The sequence below is a fragment of the Runella salmonicolor genome, assembly GCF_024158025.1.
GTDB lineage: Bacteria > Bacteroidota > Bacteroidia > Cytophagales > Spirosomataceae > Runella > Runella salmonicolor.
This window is the reverse complement of record NZ_JAMZEL010000007.1, coordinates 88,438-104,900: the sequence shown is the minus strand read 5'-3', so window position 1 is coordinate 104,900 and position 16,463 is coordinate 88,438. Positions and strand designations below refer to the sequence as shown.

Here is a 16,463-nt window from a genome sequence, read left to right as displayed (position 1 = left end):
TAAATTGTTCTTTGCGCTCTTTGTAATGCATTTTTTTGGGCCCTTTGCGCGGTGCCGGCCGTGCGGTTAATTATTTTTTATTTTTGGAATGCTAAGTTGTTCCGCCAATCGGTTGACTTCAGCATAGATCAAGTCTGGCACCGAAGCATCCCAAACGCTCGGAAGCCCATAGACCATTTGCGAGGAAGCACCTTCGTAGCCACCTTCTTTCAAAATCGTAGCCGACGGAATGTAGCCCATCACATCGTTGGAGTAGGCCATCACGAATGTGTCTTGTCCGAATCGTTTTTTACATTCAATGGCGTATTCAATGACGAGTTCTCCGCCAAAAATAAACATCGATTGCTCGCCCAATTTCCACGCTTGCAACGGGTACGAATACGAAGTGATGAAGGGTTTGCCTTGCTTCATTTCTGACAAAACCCGGGTGGCCCAACGTTTGAGATAGGGAATATTTTCGTTTTGAGTTTTGAGTAACTCCGCCTCCGTAGGCGGAGCCGAAAGCGGCAGTTGTATTTCCGAATAGGCTGTTGTCAACGCGGCCGACAAAGGTCGCATGGGCTCTTCAAGCACCCGGTCCACGGCTGCCGCCAACTCGCGCCCGTATTGGCGCGCCAGAGATACGGTGCGGCGGGGCAAGGGATTTTGGTCGCCCGCCGCTCCCTGAAAAAACAGCGCCGTTGCTTCCGGATGGGCTTTTTCTAACTCCAGTTGGGCAAAACCTGGGAAGTCGCCCGAAAATTGATAGAGGTCAAGTACGGTTGGGTGGCAGGCGTACCCAAAGACAATGGCTTTGAGCACACCTTTGGGTGTCAGGGCTTTGATGACGGGCACGGCATAATCGTTGGGGCCTTTCAGCTCGGTTTGCTCACGCAAAGCACCTTCTTTATTGTTTCGACGATTCACCTGAAACCGTGTCACGCCGTTTTGAGCAAACAGCTCGACAGCTTCTAAATCTTTTAGCGCCTGCCCTACCAGAGCAATGACCTGCGCTTCTAATTGGCGCGAATAGCGGTTAATCTTGGCTTGCTCGTTGGCATCCAATGGATAAATGTCAAGCAGGGCGTCGTCCAACACTGGCCCAGAGTGGGTGTGCGAGCTGTTGAGAATAATCTGCGCGTTGGTCAGTCCAAACTGTCGATTGAGTTGGGTCCGAATGCGGTCAGACATGGCTTTGGGAAATCCCAGCATATCGGTCGTGACAAGCACGCATTTTTTGCCAGTTTCATCTTCTAACGCCAACGCTTTTGCCCACAAATCGTGCAATTTTCCCTCAGAAGCGTGGGTGCGGGACGCGTAGCCTGCTTGCCAAACAGATTCTTGGGGCGTGATAATTACCTTGGCAACGCCTGCCTTCCAGCCTTTTGCCCACGTGGACGAAACAATCAAAAATCCAATCAGCCACAGGTGTTTTCTCATTTGACACTCAATAGTTTATCAGCGTGGGTGTAGATTTTTTCGATGGCGTTGGCGATTTCGTCCATGTCTGCCTTCGTGCCTAACAGCATATTTTGCGTAAACCACACGGCCTCTTCGTTGCAAAGTCGGTCGTTTTGGGGGCAATAGTTGCGCTCTACGTAGCTTTTGAAATCAAGCTGCGCTTTCGGGTACATTTTTTGGAAGTTTTTCGACTGAAACGCGTCGTTCAGGTACGGCATATTATTAAGTGTAGCGTAGCCTTTCGAGCAGGGAATCCCTTCGGCTGATAACGCTTTCAGGAATGTATCACGAGACAAACCTTTGAATCCTTCTTTTTTGTAACGAAAAGGGAAAAGGTGAAATGCCGCCCGCGTCACGTTGTCGTATAATTTATAAGGAACGATACCTGGAATCTTCTGGATTTTGGCTTTCAGGTACGCTGCATTTTCGTTGCGGAGCGAGGTTTCGGCGTCCAATCGTTTGAGTTGGGCCAATCCGATGGCCGCCTGGTATTCGGTAAGTCGCTGTTTATTTCCCTGAATGATTGTTCCCGCACCAATCACCCCTGAAGCCATCCCGAAAGGGTTGCCGTAGTTATGATACGAAAAACAGCGGTCCATAAACAAATCATTGTTGCTGACAATGGCGCCGCCTTCACCGATGGCTAAGTTCTTGGAATTCTGGAAACTAAAGCAGCCCGCATCCCCAAACGTGCCCACTTGTTTATGGTCAATTTCGGCCAAGTGCGCCTGGCAAGCATCTTCAATCACCGCCAGATTATGTTTTTTTGCAATGGCTAAAATCGCGGGCATATTGGCGGGTAAACCCAAAATATGCACTGGGATGATAGCTTTGGTGCGAGGGGTAATTTTGGCTTCAATTTTGGCGGGGTCAATCTGAAATGTTTCGGGGTCCACGTCTACAAAAACAGGCATGGCTCCAGTCGCAATGACGGGTGCTACCGTGCCGATAAAAGTATAAGGAGGAATCAGTACTTCGTCGCCGCCGCGAATATCCAACTGCATCAAGGCCGTTATGAGCGCATTGGTGCCGTTTACGACCGCCAGTGCGCGTTTTGTTCCGACGGTTTGGGCCCATTTGGCTTCAAATTCGTTGACCACGTTTGCGCGCGACCATACGCCGCTTCTTATGACTTCGAGAAGTTGTTTTTCGTCGGTTTCGGGTTTCCATATCGGCCAGATGGGCCAACCTTGGGTTCGCACAGGCTTGCCACCCAATAAGGCTGGTGGCTCGGCCAAAGAAAATGAAGGCGCAATAGAAGGTTTGGTAGGCTGATTTGCAACAGTTCTGGAGAGAATAGTAGGCGTCAGTACTGCCCCTAAGCCCGTCAATGAATTTCGTTTCAGGAATTCACGTCTTGAAAAATGGTTGGAAGGCATATCGGTGAATTTTAGCTTTTCCAAGGTTCAAAACCTTGGAAAGGTTGTTTATAGATTGAATGACTATTTACGAGCTTTTTTCATCACGCTTTCGAGTGTAACGACTGCTCCGCCTTGTCGTTTACTTTCGTCGGCGGCTTCCATAAAGGCAAAGATTTCGATGGTTTCTTCGGGGGAGACGGGTATCGCGCCCGTTTCAAAATAATTGACAATGTCTTTCAACAGAGGTTCGTAGCCACCGTAGGGCCCCAATACAATGTTGCCGTTTTTGGTGTAAACTGTGCCGCCGTAGTCGTGTTTTCCCGTGCGTGTACCGCGAAATGTGCCCACGCGCCCGTCGGCCCAAGTGCCAATCACAATGTCGGTGCCTTCATTGTGCACGCGGCTAACTTGCTTGCACCCCGTCCCCATGACGGTGTATAGTGTTTCGACGCCATGGATGCCGTACCAAAACAAATCTGGGTGCGTTTTTTCGAGTACCGCTGGGCTAAATGTGTCGGCTCCGACGACGATGCTTTTATCCACTTTCTCTACGCCTTTGATGTGCCGAAGTGATGAGGCCGAAAATAGGGGGATGTTGTATTTTTTGGAAGCCTCAAAAATAGCGATGGCATCGGAAAGCGAAGCCGCAATAGGCTTGTCAATAAAAACGCGCTTACCCGCTTTGAGCACTTGAAGGGCCTGTTCGAGGTGAAGGCGGCCATCATTGGTTTCCAGCAAAACTACGTCCACTTTTTTGAGTAAATCAGCGATGGAGTCGGCGATTTCTACATTCTGTTTTTTTACTTCTTCGGTGTATGCAGGAACACGTTTGGTGCTGCTTTCGATGTCTTTGCTGCCTTGTGGGTAGGCAGCTACTACTTTATACCCTAAAAAATCAGCGTTTGCATCGGGTGCATTGAGGGCTTTCACAAAAGCTGTGCTGTGGGAAGTATCCAAGCCGATGATGCCGACGCGTTTTCCAGCGGCCGCTGATTGAGCGTTTGCCCATTCGGGGCGCAGGATGCCCAGCGCTAAACTGCCAAGTGCCGCATTTTTGACAAATTTTCTTCGGCCTTGTATTGAATTTTGCATGATAAACGATTGAGGTTTAAGAAATAGACAATCAATATATCTATATTTAGTAAGTCATTTCGTACTATCGCAACGAAATTTTAAAAGAGAAATTTTTTAACTTTACAAAGTTAGTTAAAATTTGTTTACATTTTTGCCTAAAATTAGATTACAAAAAATGAAAATAGACTCGCTTGCCAACAAAGTATACAGTGAACTTAGAAAAAAAATCCTGTCGAATCAACTGGTGTCGGGCACGAGGCTTAAAGAAGATATCTGGGCCAAACGACTGGATGTAAACCGTATGGCGGTACGCGAGGCGTTGACGAGGCTTTTGGGGGAGCAGTTGATTGAAACGGGCGAAAAAGGCGGCTATTTTGTGAAATCAATGAGTGTAGAAGATGTACGGCAGATACGTGAACTGCGGGAGATTCTTGAATTGGGAGCTATTCGGTTAGCGATTCAGAAAATTGACGAAAAAGGAATTCAAAAATTGGAAGAAATATGCAATGATTTTACCTCAATGGTGGAGCGCGGATATTTTGGAGGCGCCTGTGAGGCAGATGTTAAGTTTCATGAAACCCTTATTGATTCGGCACAGAATGATAAATTGAAGGATATTTACGAAATAAGCAACATTCCGCTCTTTCACCAGAAACTCGGGAAGTCGCAAACGCACATGGATGATTATGAACTGACGGACCAAGAGCATCGACAGTTGCTGAAAGCAATCAAAGAAAAAGACGTTAAACTTGCCGAAGAAACGCTTACCAAGCACCTCCTTCGCGGTGAAGTAGAGGCGCTGGAATTGGATTAATTTGTTCCTCATTTTGACATTGATTTGATTGGCCCGCGGTGCTGAAGCTATTTCAGCGCCGCGGGTTTTTCTTTTATGATGATAAGTATTCAGGGTGCAATACGTAGTTGTTGGAAATCGCTGAAATGTTGGTATTCGCAAAAAAAATAACAACATCTTTTTTTGTTTACAAAAATATAGTTTCTTTGTAAACAAATTCACCAACTATTCATTGGGTGTCGTGATCGGATTACTTGATGCGCTCTGGTGGATTTGCCAAGAATAATCAACTCACTAAAATTACATTCGCACAAACCCTATTCAGTAGTAACTCTTTCCTTAAACAACATTCTACACATGAACAACTTTTTCCTACTCCGAAAAAAAGGGGTAAGTATGCTATTGCTTTGCTTGCTTACGTCCATTGCGGTGTACGCTCAAACCTCCATAACGGGGAAAGTGGTGGGTTCTGATGACTCGCAACCCATCGCGGGCGCTACTGTTTTAATCAAAGGAAATACGACCAACGGAGCCATCACGGCCGCCGACGGTACGTTTAAATTATCGGCGGGCCCGAATGCGGTATTGGTCGTTTCGTACATTGGCTACCAACTTCAGGAAATCCCCGTAGGGAATCAAACCACCTTTAACATCTCCTTGATTCCATCGAGCACTACGCTCGGCGAAGTGGTGGTGACGGGTTATTCGTCGGAACGAAAAAAGGACATTACAGGCTCTGTATCGGTCGTTGATGTGAAAGCACTGAAGTCAATTCCTGCGGGTTCGGCGGTGCAAGCCCTTCAGGGCCAAGCGGCAGGTGTAACGGTGCTGAGTTCGGGAGCACCGGGAAGCCCGAGCAATATTTTTGTGCGAGGCATCACGTCTTTCGGAAATACGCAGCCCTTAGTATTGGTAGATGGGGTGCAGGCTGAACTCAATGACGTAAGTGCCGACGACGTTGAGTCTATCCAAGTCCTGAAAGATGCGGGGGCGGCAGCCATTTATGGAGTGCGCGGTTCTAACGGCGTAATCGTAGTAACTACCAAAAAAGGTAAGTCAGGACAGCCGACGATTTCGTACGATGCCTACTACGGCAATCAGCAGCCGTTGCAGGGAAATGTCTTCAATTTGCTCAATTCGCAGGATTTTGCCCGTTTAACCAAAGTCGCTTATCCAAGCACCGGGCTGTTTCAAAATGGTCTTCCTGACTTTACGTATAGAGGCCCGGGTGCCACGGGCGTGGGCAATGCTGGTAGCCCAGCCGTAGACCCTTCCAAGTATAATTTTGACGCCGCTAATCCTGGGGCCAATTATCTGATTCAATCGGTCAACAAAACAGGGACCGATTGGTTTCATGAATTGTTCAAAAATGCACCCATGACCAGCCACAACCTAACGGCAAGCGGGGGGACCGACAAGTCTAACTACATGGTTTCGTTGGGGTATTTCAACCAACAGGGTACAATGCTGAAAAGCTACCTAGAGCGTTATTCGGCAAGAATAAATACGCAGTTTAAGGTTAAAAACAACGTTCGGATTGGCGAAAATCTTTATATTTTCTACAAGAAAAACCCTGGTTTTGATAACCTAAGTACTGGAAACCCCATCGCATGGACCTACCGCGCCATGCCGACGATTCCCGTCTATGACATCAAAGGCAATTTTGCTGGAACCTTCGCGGGGCCTGAGCTAGGAAGCTCTTCCAACCCCGTGGCGGTGCAGATGAATACCATCAATAATAAAACCAACGCCTGGAATGCCGTAGGAAATGTGTACGCAGAAGTCGATTTTTTGAAGCACTTTACGGCACGCACCAGTTTTGGCGGAAGTATTGATAATCAGTACGCTACCAACTTTACGTTTACGCCATATAACAACTCCGAAGGTAATACCAACCCCAATTCTTTCTCGGAAATTGCGCTTTACAACAGCAATACCATGTGGACCAATACGCTTTCGTATACCAACGCATTTGGCAAACATAACCTGAAAGTAATCGTCGGTTCGGAAGCTATTCGCAACTACGGACGCTACATGATTGGCTCAGCCAGCCGATTGTTTTCTACCAATTTTGACTACCTGAGCCTTTCTAACGGAACCACTAATATCACCAACGCCAGTAGCGCATACAACAACACGCTGTTTTCTATTTTCAGTCGTGTGGATTATGCTTACAACGACAAATACTTAGTGGGCGTCACGGTGCGTCGCGATGGGTCGTCGCGCTTTGGGTCAAATCGCCGTTACGGAACTTTCCCATCGGTATCGGTAGGCTGGCGTTTGACAGGCGAGGAGTTTTTGAAGGATGTGACTTGGCTGAATGAATTGAAACTCAGAGCCAGCTACGGGGTATTGGGTTCTCAAAACAACGTGAGTCCACAAAATGCCTACACCCTATTTGGCGGGACATTTGCCAACGCCTATTATGACATCGGCGGTAATTCCTCTCTTGCACAGGGTTTTGCGCAAACCAGTATCGGAAACCCAAATACGGGATGGGAAGAAAACATCGTGACCAACGCTGGCTTGGACGCAACGATTTTGAACAACAAACTGGACGTTTCGTTTGAATACTACCAAAAATCCATCAACGGATTGTTGTTTACCCAACCTTTGCCGGCTACGGCGGGCGGTGCCACCGCTCCTACGGTCAACATCGGTGACATTCGTAACAAAGGGGGAGATTTGGCGCTCAACTATCGTCAAACCATCAACCCGAGCCTCAAATTTAACATCGGTGCCAACATCACCACCTACAAAAATGAAGTGGTTCACATCCCCGGACCGGGCTATTTTGACGGAGCCAACACCCAAAATATGGGAAATGTGGTCAGAAATCAGGTGGGTCAGCCTGTCAGCTCTTATTTTGGGTATCAGGTGCTGGGTATTTTCAAAAATGATGCTGAAGTAACGGCGTCTCCTACCCAAAGCGGTGCGGCTCCCGGGCGCTTTAAATATGCTGACATCAACGGTGACAATAAAATCGACGCGACCGACCGTACATTCCTAGGCAGTCCCAATCCTGAATTTACGTATGGTATCAATTTGGGCGTAACCTACCGCAACTTTGATTTCTCTACGATTTTGTACGGCTCGCAGGGCAACGAAATCTATAATACCGTTCGGTCGTTTACGCACTTTTTCAGTACCTACGTAGGGGCCAAAAGCAATGACCTGCTCAATGCTTGGACGCCCGAAAATCCCAACAGTTCGATTCCTAAAATTGAGTCAACGGGTTCGTTCAGTTCTTCGGGGGTTTCCAATTCATTTTACGTAGAAAACGGCTCGTTTCTCAAAATGCGCTCGTTGATGATTGGCTACACGGTACAACCAGCCGTTCTGAAAAAATTCGGAATGAACAAGCTGCGGGTCTACGCACAGGGAGCCAATTTGTTTACGCTGACCAAATACACTGGCTTAGACCCCGAATTGAGTGGAAACAGTTCGGCGTTTGGGATTGATTACGCCAACTATCCCAACAACCAGAAGAACTTCATCCTTGGACTTAATCTCTCCTTCTAAAAACTTTGACTCACATGAAACGATTTAATTATTTTTTATTCATAGCCTGTTTGGCGTTGGTAACGACCACCAACTCCTGCAAAGAAGATTACCTCGAAATCGGAGCGTTGGGCTCTACGAGTGAAGCCACATTGACCAATAAAGCAGGGGTGAAAGGTCTCCTGACGGGGGCGTATTCGCTGCTCGACGGCTGGGGTGTGCCCAATACAACCTACTATTTTGTGGGGGTCAGCAATTGGATTTTTGGTGGAGTAACCTCCGACGATGCCCACACTGGCACGCAAGCTTCGGCTTTGCCACCGATGGAGTCTGTCGAAAGTTACAACTACGACGCGTCGATGTTGCCGTTCAACAATAAATGGATGGTGTTATACGCGGGAGTTCAGCGTGCCAACGACGTATTGCGTGTGTTAGCCAAAACCACCGACGTATCAATGTCGGCCGAAGAAGCCAAACAATTCAAAGCTGAAGCGATATTTTTGCGTGCAGTGTATCATTTGGAAGCAGCCAAAATGTGGGAGAATGTGCCCTATTTGGATGAAAACGTAAGTTATTCCAACGGAAACTACAACGTCAGCAACACAACGCCCGTGTGGCCGAAAATCGAAGCGGACTTTAAATTTGCCGCCGAAAACCTGAGTGCTACCAAAACAGAAGTAGGCCGCGCTAATAGCTGGGCCGCGAAAGCATTTTTGGCAAAAACCTATTTATTTCAAGACAAATACACCGACGCCAAACCGATATTGGAAGACATCATTGCCAATGGGGTGACGGCTTCGGGCGCAAAGTATGCGTTGGTTAATTATGCCGACAACTTCAATCCTTCCAAAAAGAACGGTCCGGAGTCGGTTTTTGCGGTGCAGATGTCGATTGCCGAATCGTTCCAAAACGGAAACTACGGCGACGCCCTCAACTTCCCGATGGGTGGCCCCGCTACTTGCTGCGGAGCTTACCAGCCCTCTTTCAGCTTAGTGAATTCTTTTAAAACCGACGCTGAAACGGGCCTGCCGTTGATTGATACCTTCAATGATTCAGACGTTAAAAATGACCAGGGCATTGAAAGTAGCACGCCGTTTGCACCTTATACGGGTACGTTGGATGCGCGTCTTGACTGGACAGTTGGCCGTCGTGGAATACCGTATTTGGATTGGGGCTTGCACCCAGGCAAGGCGTGGATTCGCGTTCAGGCGGTGGCGGGACCGTACAGCCCTATCAAAAATATTTATTATCAGGCAGCGGCGGCAACCACTTCGTTTTCTTCGCGTTGGACTTCCAACAATTACAACATGATTCGTTTTGCGGATGTATTGCTTTGGGCGGCCGAAGTAGAAGTTGAAATCGGAAGTTTGGCAAAAGCACAAGAGTATGTAAACCGAGTGCGTGCCCGGGCGGCCAATCCTGCGGGTTGGGTGAAAAAATACTTGGACAATACTGCTCCGCTGAAAGGCTTCACCAATGAGCCAGCGGCCAATTATAAAGTAGGTTTATATACTACAGAATTTGTGGCCAAAGGCAAAGAGTTTGCCCGCGAAGCCGTTCGTTTTGAGCGTAAAATCGAGTTTGGAATGGAAGGCCACCGCTTCTTTGACCTGCGCCGTTGGGACAATGGAACGGGCTACATGGCTAACATCCTGAATGCGTACGTAAAGCACGAAACCTCTATACCCGGCTACGACTTTACGTACATGAAAGGGGCAACTTTCAAGAAAGGAAAAAGCGAACTGTACCCAATTCCTCAAGCACAAATTGATTTGAGCGTGGTAGACGGTAATTCGGTCCTGAAGCAGAATCCAAATTATTAGGTTATAGATAAATGAACAGTTAGTATTCACACCAGCTATTAGGATTCTTTGTCATTCCGGATTTGGAAGAAATCCTTTTTCGGGATGGCAAAGAAATTATCAAAAAAAACTATATTTAGTGCGTTCCTAAACTTACAAAGTATGCTCTTTTATGCCTCCACCTATGCTGACCTCAATCAGGCAGCAAAAGACAAAATAATAATCTTACCTCTGGGGGCCATAGAACAGCACGGACCGCATTTGTCGGTATCGACTGATACCGATATAGTGACGCAAGTTGCTCAGCAGATAGAAAAAATTTTACCTAACGAGGTGTTGCTTTGTCCGACCTTGCCGTTTGGGTCGAGCCACCATCATTTGTCCTTTGGTGGCACCATTAGCATTGCTCCCGAATTGTACACACAAGTGCTGATTGATTTAGTAAATTCATTGGTAATCAGTGGGTTTCAAAAAATCATTTTACTCAACGGTCACGGAGGAAACATCACTCCTGCCAAGCAGGCGTTGGCGGTATTGAGCAAACGGTTTGACGCGAGTCATCAGCCAACGATTGCCTTGGCAACGTATTGGGAAGTGGGCGGGAAAGCATTTGCGGGAGAGCCTCCGATGCAAAGCCCGGCGCTCAGCCATGCCTGTGAGTATGAGACGAGTATGATGCTGCACCTTTTTGCGGATAAAGTATGGATGGACCGCGTGGAGCGTGCTCAACGCCCTGAAAGCAACGGCTACATTCCGTGGGAAGACGACGAGCCGTATCGAGGGGTGACGGTTTTTAAGCAAACGGAATTTATTTCGAGCAATGGCAGCAGCGGTGAACCGCAGCTCGGCACGGCCGAAAAAGGCAAGCACTTAGTTGACCATGCTGTAAAAGCCTTGGTGACCTTTATCGAATCGTTCAAAAATTGGCCTTTGTCGGAGCGTTTGCAAGTATAAAAGATGGACACAAAGGTGCAAAAAGTCTGCTTAAAGCACACTGTGTCTTTGCTCCTTAGCGACTTTGCCTGAATAAAAATCATATAATTATGTCAAAGAAAATCGAAATAAAACATCCTGACAAAGCCGCCAATACAGGGGCGTATTCGGCGGGCGTATTGGTAGGCGAGTGGCTGTTTATCAGCGGACAGGGCCCGTTGGATTTGGCTACGGGCGAGGTCATTCACGGTACAATCGAGGAAGAAACCTTGCTGACGCTGTCGCACATCCAAAAAGTAGTCGAAGCCGCCGGAGGTACGATTGAAGACATTGTCAAGTGCACAACACATTTGGAAAATATCAACGATTTTGACCGCTACGATGCCGCTTATGCCTCCTTTTTCAAGGGCGTTAAGCCTGCCCGTACCACGGTGCAATCGGTGTTGTCGGATGGGATAAAGATTGAAATTGACGCAATTGCGATTATTTCTAAAAAAGGGTAGGTGAGTTCACTTTTGGGGACACAGAGAACCACAAAGTTTTCTCAGAGTTTCGCAGAGCGTTCGGTTGTATTACTCTGTGAAACTCATTTCAAATCTCTGAGCACCTCTGTGTAAAAAAATTAAGGTAGTATGAATCAAAAAATACGCATCGGTACGGTAGGCTTGGGCCTGATGGGCAGCAGCATTGCCACCTGTATTTTGGCAGCGGGCCATGAGGTAACGTCTTTGGTCAAGGATATTGCCATTGCCGATGAAGCGCGAACTCGAATTCATGGTTTTTTGAAACAACTCTACGACGAAGGGATTTTATCGGAAACCCCCGAAGATGTATTGGAACGCCACATCATTACGGATAACGTGGCGCTGTTGCGTGACCATGAAGTGGTGATTGAATCCATTACCGAAAACATCGATGAGAAAAAAAGCGTCTATCACAAACTCGAAACGGTGCTTTCCTCCACGGCCATTATCGGCAGCAATACCTCGGCGATTCCCGTTACCGTGCTGCAAAGCGGGCTCCAACATCCTGAGCGTGTTTTGGGGATTCATTGGGCTGAACCGGCCCACATTACGCGGTTTATGGAGGTGATTTGCGGAAACGAGTCAGACGTACAATACGCCTACCAAATCGTGGCGTTGGCCGAAAGTTGGGGCAAAGAACCTTCGTTGCTCAAAAAAGACATTCGCGGCTTTATTACCAACCGCATCATGTACGCCATGCTGCGCGAAGCATTTCATTTGGTCGAAAACGGCTACGCCACCATGGAAGACGTGGACCGCTCACTGAGGAATGATTTGGGCTACTGGATCACGTTTGCGGGGCCGTTCCGCTTTATGGATCTGACGGGAATACCGGCGTACCTCACCGTGATGAAAGACCTGTTTCCCGAACTCAGCAATGCTACTCAGGCTCCCAAATTGATGGAAGAATTGGTAGCTTCCGGGGCAAAGGGCGTGAGCAATGCCCAAGGCTTTTATCCATATACTCCCCAAAGTGCCGAGCATTGGGAAGAACAATTCATTGAGTTTAGCTATGATATCCGAAAATTGGCGAAAAAGTATTCACAAAATCCCTCAGAGAACGAGAAATGACGATTATCCACTCCATAAAAGCCACTGAAGTTGTCGTGCCGGCCAAACCCGGCAGTTTGAATTCTGAGGAGGTGATTGACAAAGACGCAGCGTTTGCGCAGAAATTTTTGACGGGGGAACGTTGGACGGAATTTGCCAACCAGCCCAAATGGATTCTTGAAATTACGCTTAAAAACGGCTTGACCGGCATTGGCGAAACCTACCGCAGTGCTTCAAAAGAATTGCTGTATGAAGCCATGCAAACCTTTGTCGGACAGGATGTTTTAAAAGTAAACTGGCGGCGGTTGCCCGTGAACGACCAACGGATCTACGAAGCTTTTGAGACGGCAGTGCTGGATGTGGTGGGCAAATTACTGAATGTACCGGTCGCTCAATTGCTCGGCGGCGCTTACCGCGACCGCATTGATTGCTTTGGTTGGACGGGCCGCCGTACGCCGGAAGAGGCGGCCCAAAAGGCGTTTGAGGCCATGCAAAAAGGGCATAAAGCCTTCAAATTCAAATGCTCCGACGAAGACCCTGTACGACTGTGGACCGAAGAAATTAAGAAAAAGTGCGGCGATGGCATCAAAATACTGCTCGACCCCAACCAACGCTGGACCGACGTGGACACGACCCTAAAACTGATGGAAGGTGTGGAGAAAGACATCATGCTCGGCTTAGAAGACCCGATTTTGCACGCCGATGTGGTGGGTTTTAAGTACTTGCGTGAGAAGTTGGGCATTCCGATGTACCGCCACATTTCGTTGCCCTATACCCAAGACATTCGCGATATGATCGCTTTTGTACGGGCCGATGCGGTGGACGGGTATAATTTCAACGGCTCGGCGTACAATTGCGTTTTACTGGCCGAAATCGCTCATTTGGAAGGCAAATCCTGCTGGCGCGGTTCAGAAGTGGATCTGGGAATTTCGGAAACAATGGGCCTTCACATTGCGGCGGCAAGCGTCAATTGCACAATTCCTTCCGATATTTTTGGAGAGCTGGTGAGAGAAGATGATTTGCTCGTTCAACCCATTCGATTTGAAAACGGCGCGGCCCTTGTTCCGCAGGGAGTCGGCCTTGGGATTGAGTTGGACAGGGAGGCATTGGCGAAGTATAAAATCAGTGAAATGAACGCTTAGTAAACCCACAAACTATGAAAAAATCGGTTGTGTCCTGGTCCATTTTGTTTGCCTGTAACTTCATGTGGGCGTTTCATTTTACGAGCATCAAGCTGACTCAGGATCAGGTCGGGCCGTATTTTACGGTGTGGGCACCTATGCTGTTGGCGACGATTTTACTGGCTCCGTTTGTGATTCGGGACTTTAAAAAAGGCGGCAAAAAGTTGAAAGATATTTTGGTTTTTGTTCAGTTGGCGGCGTTGGGTGCGTTTCCGTCGCAGGTATTGATGACTTGGGGTACGCAGTATTCTTTGGCCAGTAATGCCGCTATTTTGGTCCTGACCTTGCCCGTCATTACCGCCGTGTTTGCGTTCCTCATTTTAAAAGAAAAAATGAATGTCGCCCGTTGGGTAAGTTTTGCCATTGCCATCATCGGGGTTGCTTTGTGCTCTACCGACGACATCAAACGGGCGGATTTGAGCTCGCGTTACGCTTTGGGCAATATCCTGATCTTTCTGGCCATTTTGGGCAATGCGTATTACAACGTCGGCTGCAAGAAAATTGCCGAGAAATACACCGAAATCGAAATGGTGTTCTACACCTACTTGGTCATGTGTATTTTGCTGACGCCGCTAGTGCTGTATTACGAGCCCGAAATGTTTAGTAAAATTCCTGAGTTCACCACCAACACCTGGATAGGCATGATTTCGCTGACGGTATTTCACAATTTTCTTTCCATGGTGTTGTTTTTCAGGGCTTTGAAGTATTTGGATGCTACGCAGGTCGCGTTGTCAAATTACCTTATTACGTTTATGGGACTGCCCATTGCCGCCCTTTGGTTGGGTGAGAAGCTCAACACACAGGCCATTATTGGAGGGATATTGGTTCTGGTTTCTACCCTTATTCTCTCCATTGTTGATAGTAGAGTACAGCAAAAAAAATTGGTTAATAACAATCCATAATCAGTAAAGTTATGTCAGAGCTAACAAACGAACTTTTCGGCGTTGTTCCGATTATTCCCACTCCATTTACCGAAAACGAGGAAATCGACGAAGATGCCCTCCGCAGTTTGATTGATTTCGCCATTGCGGGCGGTATCAAAGCCGTTTGCCTTCCCGCTTACGCAAGCGAGTTTTACAAATTGACCGACGACGAAAAACTGCAAGTCGTACGTGTAGCGGTTGAGCACGCCGCGGGACGCCTCAAAATTGTGGCGCAGTCAAATCATCCTTCTTTGAAAGTGGCCATAAAACTGGCGCAGGCCAACGTGAAAGCGGGTGCTGACGTGGTGTCGTTGGCCGTGCCTCGTATTTTCAGTTTGCCTGAAATTTCGTTGAAACAATACCTATCGGAATTTCTGCAATCCATTCCCAATACCCCCGTTCTGATTCAGGATTTTAACCCCGGCGGTTCGTCTATCAGCGTGGAGTTTATCAAAGAATTGATGGACGAAAATCCTAATTTTAAATACCTGAAGCTCGAAGAGCCACTTTGCGCACCTAAATTTGAAAACATCATCAACGCTACCAAAGGCAAAGTTGGCCTGTTTGAAGGTTGGGGTGGTTTGTACATGCTGGAATTGATTCCTATCGGTATCAGAGGGGTGATGCCAGGGCTGGCGGTGTCGGATATTCTTCAACGTGTGTTTGATTTGCGTCGTAGCGGCGAAGATGGCAAAGCGTTTGATTTGTTTGAGAAAGTGATGCCTCAAATTTTCTTTTCGTTACAAAACATGGAACTGTTCCATTATGCCGAAAAAGAATTACTCATTGCCCGTGGCGTATTGAGCAACAGTATTGCTCGTAAAGCAGCTTACATTCCCGATGCGTCGAGTATCAGTTACATTCGTGAACTGAATCAACGCGTGATTGACGTACTCAACGACGAAACCTACGCCATTCGTCCTGCGGTGGCAGTGGCGGTATAAATGAATCGGTCATAAAGTATCACTGAGCTTAGAGGTACGCAAGGTTTAGCTCTGTGTAACTCTGTGACCCCCAATTTTAATCAGATATAAAACATGAATGAATTTAGCGGACAGGTGGCGCTGATAACGGGTGCGGCCTCGGGCATCGGATTGGTGGTTGCCCATAAACTTCTTGCCGAAGGTGCCCAAGTGGCTTTACTTGATTTTAACGAAAAAGGGTTGCAACAGGAATTTGAAAGCTACGGGGCTCAAGCGTTACTCATCGGCATTGACATCACCGACGAAGCACGGGTGCAGGAGGTGATTGGTCAGGCGTTGGCGCATTTTGGCAAAATTGATATTCTCGTCAACTGCGTGGGAATCACGGGTATAACCAACCTCAAAAGCCACGAAGTAAGCAGCGAGAATTTACATAAAGTGTTTGAAGTCAACTTTATGAGTTGCTTTTATACTTCAAAAGCCGTTTTGCCTTCCATGATGGCGCAGAAATACGGACGTATATTGCATATTGCGTCGATTGCGGGCAAGGAAGGAAACGCGGGCATGTTGGCCTATTCGTCTTCCAAAGCGGCTGTCATCGGGCTGACCAAAGTGCAGGGCAAAGAATACGCCGAGTACGGCATCACGGTCAATGCCTTGGCCCCAGCCGTGATTCAAACGCCGTTGGTAGATGCCATGCCCGAAGTGCAAGTAAAATACATGACCGATAAAATTCCGATGAAGCGCTGCGGCACGCTCGACGAAGCTGCCAACTTGGTCGCCTACATCGTATCGTCTAAAAATAGCTTTACTACTGGTTTTACATTTGATTTGTCGGGAGGAAGAGCCACGTATTAGCCACACAGTTTGTGCAGTCGCTCGCGTCTCGCGAGTGACGATTATTATAAGGCCTCTGGCCTCTGCTTTAATGTAAGCCGGAGGCTTACTAATTGTCGTC

At 47.7% G+C, this 16,463-nt stretch carries 13 protein-coding genes; 10 read left to right on the top strand and 3 right to left on the bottom strand.

Annotated features, from left to right (window positions below):
- Nucleotides 1–66 precede the first annotated feature (66 nt).
- The 3 genes from NCI00_RS17160 to NCI00_RS17150 form a co-directional block, all read right to left on the bottom strand.
- Nucleotides 67–1,419, bottom strand: coding sequence for a neutral/alkaline non-lysosomal ceramidase N-terminal domain-containing protein (locus tag NCI00_RS17160; protein WP_253529532.1), 1,353 nt, complete (start codon nucleotides 1,417–1,419; stop codon nucleotides 67–69).
- Entirely contained in the window at nucleotides 1,416–2,819 is a 1,404-nt protein-coding gene (locus NCI00_RS17155) for a DegT/DnrJ/EryC1/StrS family aminotransferase (RefSeq protein WP_253529811.1), read from the bottom strand. Before NCI00_RS17155 ends, NCI00_RS17160 begins: the two co-directional genes overlap by 4 nt.
- A 63-nt stretch (nucleotides 2,820–2,882) precedes the next feature.
- Nucleotides 2,883–3,893, bottom strand: a complete 1,011-nt coding sequence (locus NCI00_RS17150) for a Gfo/Idh/MocA family protein (protein ID WP_253529530.1) — start codon at nucleotides 3,891–3,893, stop codon at nucleotides 2,883–2,885.
- 157 nt (nucleotides 3,894–4,050) lie between these two features.
- On the opposite strand from NCI00_RS17150, the gene NCI00_RS17145 reads away from it, so the two are divergent.
- From NCI00_RS17145 to NCI00_RS17100, 10 genes are all read left to right on the top strand, one after another.
- On the top strand, nucleotides 4,051–4,689 hold the full coding sequence (locus NCI00_RS17145; RefSeq protein WP_253529527.1) for a GntR family transcriptional regulator: 639 nt from the start codon (nucleotides 4,051–4,053) through the stop codon (nucleotides 4,687–4,689).
- A 336-nt stretch (nucleotides 4,690–5,025) separates the two neighbouring features.
- Nucleotides 5,026–8,190, top strand: a complete 3,165-nt coding sequence (locus NCI00_RS17140; protein WP_253529524.1) for a SusC/RagA family TonB-linked outer membrane protein — start codon at nucleotides 5,026–5,028, stop codon at nucleotides 8,188–8,190.
- A 14-nt stretch (nucleotides 8,191–8,204) separates the two neighbouring features.
- Entirely contained in the window at nucleotides 8,205–9,992 is a 1,788-nt protein-coding gene (locus tag NCI00_RS17135; RefSeq protein ID WP_253529521.1) for a RagB/SusD family nutrient uptake outer membrane protein, read from the top strand.
- 141 nt (nucleotides 9,993–10,133) lie between these two features.
- Complete coding sequence (locus NCI00_RS17130; protein ID WP_253529518.1) at nucleotides 10,134–10,925, top strand: creatininase family protein; 792 nt, start codon at nucleotides 10,134–10,136, stop codon at nucleotides 10,923–10,925.
- A gap of 89 nt (nucleotides 10,926–11,014) precedes the next feature.
- Nucleotides 11,015–11,407, top strand: a complete 393-nt coding sequence (locus NCI00_RS17125; protein ID WP_253529515.1) for a RidA family protein — start codon at nucleotides 11,015–11,017, stop codon at nucleotides 11,405–11,407.
- Between the two features lie 129 nt (nucleotides 11,408–11,536).
- On the top strand, nucleotides 11,537–12,499 hold the full coding sequence (locus NCI00_RS17120) for a 3-hydroxyacyl-CoA dehydrogenase family protein (RefSeq protein ID WP_253529513.1): 963 nt from the start codon (nucleotides 11,537–11,539) through the stop codon (nucleotides 12,497–12,499).
- Nucleotides 12,496–13,620: a mandelate racemase/muconate lactonizing enzyme family protein gene (locus NCI00_RS17115; RefSeq protein WP_253529510.1), complete on the top strand. Its 1,125-nt coding sequence runs from the start codon at nucleotides 12,496–12,498 to the stop codon at nucleotides 13,618–13,620. Before NCI00_RS17120 ends, NCI00_RS17115 begins: the two co-directional genes overlap by 4 nt.
- A gap of 14 nt (nucleotides 13,621–13,634) precedes the next feature.
- Complete coding sequence (locus tag NCI00_RS17110; RefSeq protein ID WP_253529507.1) at nucleotides 13,635–14,561, top strand: DMT family transporter; 927 nt, start codon at nucleotides 13,635–13,637, stop codon at nucleotides 14,559–14,561.
- Between the two features lie 11 nt (nucleotides 14,562–14,572).
- Entirely contained in the window at nucleotides 14,573–15,526 is a 954-nt protein-coding gene (locus NCI00_RS17105; RefSeq protein ID WP_253529505.1) for a dihydrodipicolinate synthase family protein, read from the top strand.
- Nucleotides 15,527–15,619: 93 nt separating this feature from the next.
- The gene (locus NCI00_RS17100) at nucleotides 15,620–16,363 is read left to right on the top strand and encodes an SDR family NAD(P)-dependent oxidoreductase (protein WP_253529503.1); all 744 of its coding nucleotides are present in this window, start codon (nucleotides 15,620–15,622) and stop codon (nucleotides 16,361–16,363) included.
- Nucleotides 16,364–16,463: the final 100 nt, after the last annotated feature.

Bases quoted from the DNA above. Each gene is read 5' to 3' on its own strand.
- NCI00_RS17125 (WP_253529515.1), top strand. From the start codon at position 11,015: ATGTCAAAGAAAATCGAAATAAAACATCCTGACAAAGCCGCCAATACA.
- NCI00_RS17105 (WP_253529505.1), top strand. From the start codon at position 14,573: ATGTCAGAGCTAACAAACGAACTTTTCGGCGTTGTTCCGATTATTCCC.
- NCI00_RS17160 (WP_253529532.1), bottom strand. From the start codon at position 1,419: ATGAGAAAACACCTGTGGCTGATTGGATTTTTGATTGTTTCGTCCACG.
- NCI00_RS17150 (WP_253529530.1), bottom strand. From the start codon at position 3,893: ATGCAAAATTCAATACAAGGCCGAAGAAAATTTGTCAAAAATGCGGCA.
- NCI00_RS17120 (WP_253529513.1), top strand. From the start codon at position 11,537: ATGAATCAAAAAATACGCATCGGTACGGTAGGCTTGGGCCTGATGGGC.
- NCI00_RS17130 (WP_253529518.1), top strand. From the start codon at position 10,134: ATGCTCTTTTATGCCTCCACCTATGCTGACCTCAATCAGGCAGCAAAA.
- NCI00_RS17155 (WP_253529811.1), bottom strand. From the start codon at position 2,819: ATGCCTTCCAACCATTTTTCAAGACGTGAATTCCTGAAACGAAATTCA.
- NCI00_RS17110 (WP_253529507.1), top strand. From the start codon at position 13,635: ATGAAAAAATCGGTTGTGTCCTGGTCCATTTTGTTTGCCTGTAACTTC.
- NCI00_RS17145 (WP_253529527.1), top strand. From the start codon at position 4,051: ATGAAAATAGACTCGCTTGCCAACAAAGTATACAGTGAACTTAGAAAA.
- NCI00_RS17135 (WP_253529521.1), top strand. From the start codon at position 8,205: ATGAAACGATTTAATTATTTTTTATTCATAGCCTGTTTGGCGTTGGTA.
- NCI00_RS17140 (WP_253529524.1), top strand. From the start codon at position 5,026: ATGAACAACTTTTTCCTACTCCGAAAAAAAGGGGTAAGTATGCTATTG.
- NCI00_RS17100 (WP_253529503.1), top strand. From the start codon at position 15,620: ATGAATGAATTTAGCGGACAGGTGGCGCTGATAACGGGTGCGGCCTCG.
- NCI00_RS17115 (WP_253529510.1), top strand. From the start codon at position 12,496: ATGACGATTATCCACTCCATAAAAGCCACTGAAGTTGTCGTGCCGGCC.